This is a genomic window from Brasilonema angustatum (genome assembly GCF_059505445.1).
The window spans coordinates 1-3,690 of record NZ_JCACKO010000083.1 but is presented as its reverse complement, the minus strand read 5'-3'; the positions used below and the strand labels follow the sequence as shown (position 1 = coordinate 3,690).

The 3,690-nt window shown below is 43.8% G+C and carries 3 protein-coding genes and 1 pseudogene; 3 read left to right on the top strand and 1 reads right to left on the bottom strand.

Annotation, left to right across the window (positions count from 1 at the left end):
* Positions 1–245: 245 nt before the first annotated feature.
* The gene (locus AC5JM2_RS15435) at positions 246–464 is read left to right on the top strand and encodes a CopG family antitoxin (RefSeq protein WP_495835757.1); all 219 of its coding nucleotides are present in this window, start codon (positions 246–248) and stop codon (positions 462–464) included.
* Between the two features lie 116 nt (positions 465–580).
* Here the strand turns inward: AC5JM2_RS15435 and AC5JM2_RS15430 are convergent, their stop codons facing one another.
* Complete coding sequence (locus tag AC5JM2_RS15430) at positions 581–958, bottom strand: hypothetical protein (protein ID WP_495835756.1); 378 nt, start codon at positions 956–958, stop codon at positions 581–583.
* Between the two features lie 207 nt (positions 959–1,165).
* Between AC5JM2_RS15430 and AC5JM2_RS15425 the strand changes: the two genes are divergently transcribed.
* Complete coding sequence (locus AC5JM2_RS15425; RefSeq protein WP_495835755.1) at positions 1,166–2,800, top strand: alpha-D-glucose phosphate-specific phosphoglucomutase; 1,635 nt, start codon at positions 1,166–1,168, stop codon at positions 2,798–2,800.
* A gap of 362 nt (positions 2,801–3,162) precedes the next feature.
* Positions 3,163–3,636: pseudogene (locus tag AC5JM2_RS15420) on the top strand (protein kinase domain-containing protein); the annotation flags it as partial.
* Positions 3,637–3,690: the final 54 nt, after the last annotated feature.

The window sequence follows — 3,690 nt, the reverse complement described above, 5'->3', positions numbered from 1 at the left end:
CTCTGCTCCTCTGCTCCTCTGCTGCCTATTTGTATCAACCTTAAAGTGAAACGGTATTAGGCCTTTTTTGTTTGAGAAGATGGAGCGCTCAGTCGAACGCTTGACGCTGCGCGTATCGCAACTTGATTATGATATACATTATTAGTGGTTTGCCATGTATACAAAGAAGATGAACAAACCATTCGGATCTTTTCGGCTCGTAGGGCAAAGAAGGCAGAGCAACAACAATATCAGAGTTTTCTTTTATGAAAGATGAGTATGATTTCTCCCAATCTGTGAAGAACCCTTATATCAAGAAGCTTAAGAAGCAAGTCACAATTCGGCTGGAAGAGAATGTTGTTGACTACTTTAAGGGTTTAGCTGAGGAAACAGGGATTTCTTACCAAAGCTTGATTAATTTATATTTACAGGATTGTGTAAAATCGCAGCGGAAGCCTTCATTGGAATGGGTGCGTGAAGCCTAATACCGCTCCCTTGGAATTCAATCCGGGACTGCGTCCCGCTGCGCTAACAAAATTAAAAATTGTAAGATAGCCGGAGATTTAAACCCCGGCTATAAAAACATAAACCCGTGAGAGTGTCAACGTACGTACACCCGTTGACCTCCATATCTGTTGTATCGCCGAACTGGTCGATACACTCGTTGAACACGCGATCGCCGAATTGGTCGAACACGATATCGCCGACGAGGTCCTATTATGATTCTTCTGCGAACTCGGGGTCGTCTGTTGTATCTTTGAGCAACTACTAAGGGTTGCTCTCCAACTGTGTTTATCTCTGGTTCTGAACTTTGCTGTCCAGAACCATTGTTGAAATGGTTCTCATTTAACTGAGCTGCTTGAACAGATAAAGACGGGGAACCTACAGCAAACACCAATATCGCTGTGGTGAATAACTTCTGTATCCCTTTTGCCTGGAAAATAGGAAGAGAAGACAGGAAAAATTTATTATTAGCCATTGTAAATCTCTTTATTAGGCGAGATACCTAAACATATCGCTAGTTGACACTTTTGCGGAACCTAGCTTAAGTAAGATTCAAGCTACAAGAGATTCAACCAGAAGAAGGAAATTAAAATTCAGCTGGAGGTTGTTGCAGCAACATCTGCTTAAGTAGTGTTAGGACTATCAAGCAATTCTTGTTGTTAACTCTGCCTCAAATATCGCGATGGTTAGCAAAACTATACAAACCCAACCGTTTACCGACCAAAAACCAGGTACTTCTGGACTCAGAAAGAAAGTCTCAGTCTTCCAGAAGCCTCATTACTTGGAAAACTTTGTGCAGTCGATCTTTGATAGCCTGGAAGGATATCAAGGCAAAACTTTGGTTGTAGGAGGCGATGGTCGTTACTACAATCGTCAAGCAATTCAAATTATCCTGAAAATGGCAGCCGCTAATGGCTTTGGGCGAGTGCTCGTCGGTCAAGGCGGTATTCTTTCTACCCCGGCTACCTCTGCTATTATTCGCAAGTATGACACATTTGGTGGTATAATCCTCTCTGCCAGTCATAATCCTGGTGGACCAGATGGAGACTTTGGTATAAAGTACAATATTAGCAATGGTGGACCGGCTCCAGAAAAAGTCACGGAAGCCATTTATAATCGTAGTAAAGAGATTAATAGCTACAAAATTGTTGAGGCTCTTGATGTTAATCTTGATACTTTAGGAGAGGTCAAAATAGGCGATATGCCGGTGGAGGTGATTGATTCTGTCGCAGACTATGCAGAATTGATGCAGTCGCTGTTTGATTTTGACCGCATCCGCCAACTGGTGACCAATGGACAGTTCCGTATGTGTGTTGACTCTTTGCATGCTGTGACGGGTCCCTATGCTCATAATATTTTTGAGGAACGTCTGGGCGCACCGTCGGGAACTGTGACGAATGGTAAACCCCTAGAAGACTTTGGCGGTGGACATCCTGACCCCAACCTTGTTTATGCTCATGATTTAGTGGAAATTCTGTTTGGGAACAATGCGCCTGACTTTGGTGCTGCTTCCGATGGAGATGGCGATCGCAACATGATTCTCGGACGCCAATTCTTCGTCACTCCTAGCGATAGCTTAGCTATATTAGCAGCAAATGCGAAATTGGTTCCTGGCTATAGCTCTGGTTTAGCAGGTATCGCCCGCTCAATGCCTACGAGTCAAGCACCAGACCGTGTGGCAAAACAACTCGGTATTGAATGTTATGAAACTCCCACAGGCTGGAAGTTCTTTGGTAATCTGTTAGATGCAGATAGAGCAACCCTTTGCGGTGAGGAGAGTTTTGGCACAGGTTCCAACCATATCCGCGAAAAAGATGGACTTTGGGCAGTGTTGTTCTGGCTGAATATTCTAGCAGTGCGGCAACAATCAGTAGAGCAGATTGTCACAGAACATTGGCAAACCTACGGGCGTAATTATTACTCGCGTCATGATTATGAAGAAGTTGATAGCGATCGCGCCAATACTCTCATAACAAGTGTGCGTGCTATGCTGCCAACACTCAAAGGAAAGCGCTATGGTTCCTATGAAGTTGAGTATGCTGACGATTTCAGCTATACCGACCCAATTGATGGTAGCGTTAGTCAAAAGCAAGGTGTTCGCATTGGCTTCACCGATGGTTCGCGCATTGTCTTCCGGCTATCAGGTACAGGTACACAAGGCGCAACATTCAGGTTGTATTTAGAAAGCTACGAACCCGACCCAGCAAAGCAGAATCTTGATCCACAAGAAGCATTGGCGGAACTGATCACGATTGCAGACGATATTGCCCAGATTCATAAGTTGACTGGAATGGATAAGCCAACTGTGATTACCTGATATTAGAAGGAACCTCACCCTCGCTTTTAGCTGCGCTAAAATCTTTCCCTCTCCTTTATAAGGAGAGGGATGCCCGACAGGGCAGGGTGAGGTTCCCAAACTAGGCAAGGAACGAGAAATGATCTCAAAGTAGCATCCACTTTCACTATACCCATGTATCGCACTTTCCCTCTCCTTTATAAGGAGAGGGATGCCCGACAGGGCAGGGTGAGGTTCCCAAGTCTCCTTTATAAGGAGAGGGATGCCCGACAGGGCAGGGTGAGGTTCCCAAGCTCGGCAAGAAAATGTACACTTTTATTGCTCGCTAGCTTGTTCAGTAAGCAATTTGGCAAAATAAGACCATCGCGTATTGAAAAAACCTGATGTTTGTGGGTACAGTTCTCCGTAATTGCTACAAAATTGTCAGACTGCTAGGAAATGGTGGTTTTGGTGATACTTATCTGGCAGAAAATTTGGATTTACCTGGACATCCATTGTGTGTTGTCAAACATCTTAAACCAAAAGACCCGAACCCAGCTGTTTTACAAATAGCTAGACGACTGTTTGAAAGTGAAGCACAGGTTTTATATAAATTAGGTTGTGAAAACAACCAGATTCCTAGGCTGTTTGCTCACTTTGAGGAAAATGGTGAATTCTATCTGGTGCAGGAATATATTGAAGGAAATGATTTAAGTAGTGAAGTTATAGCTGGTAAGAGGTGGAGTGAACAGGAAGTCACTCAACTTTTGCGAGAGATTTTAGAAATTCTAACAGTTGTTCACAGGCAAAATATTATCCACCGAGATATCAAGCCGGAAAATCTTATGCGTCGTCAAGATGGCAAGATAATATTGATTGGTGCGATTCGTTGTGAGTGAATCTCGGTAATCAGTCCGTAAATAAACTCACCA

Excerpts from the sequence above, each read along its gene's own strand:
- AC5JM2_RS15425 (WP_495835755.1), top strand. The coding sequence starts at position 1,166 with ATGGTTAGCAAAACTATACAAACCCAACCGTTTACCGACCAAAAACCA.
- AC5JM2_RS15430 (WP_495835756.1), bottom strand. The coding sequence starts at position 958 with ATGGCTAATAATAAATTTTTCCTGTCTTCTCTTCCTATTTTCCAGGCA.
- AC5JM2_RS15435 (WP_495835757.1), top strand. The coding sequence starts at position 246 with ATGAAAGATGAGTATGATTTCTCCCAATCTGTGAAGAACCCTTATATC.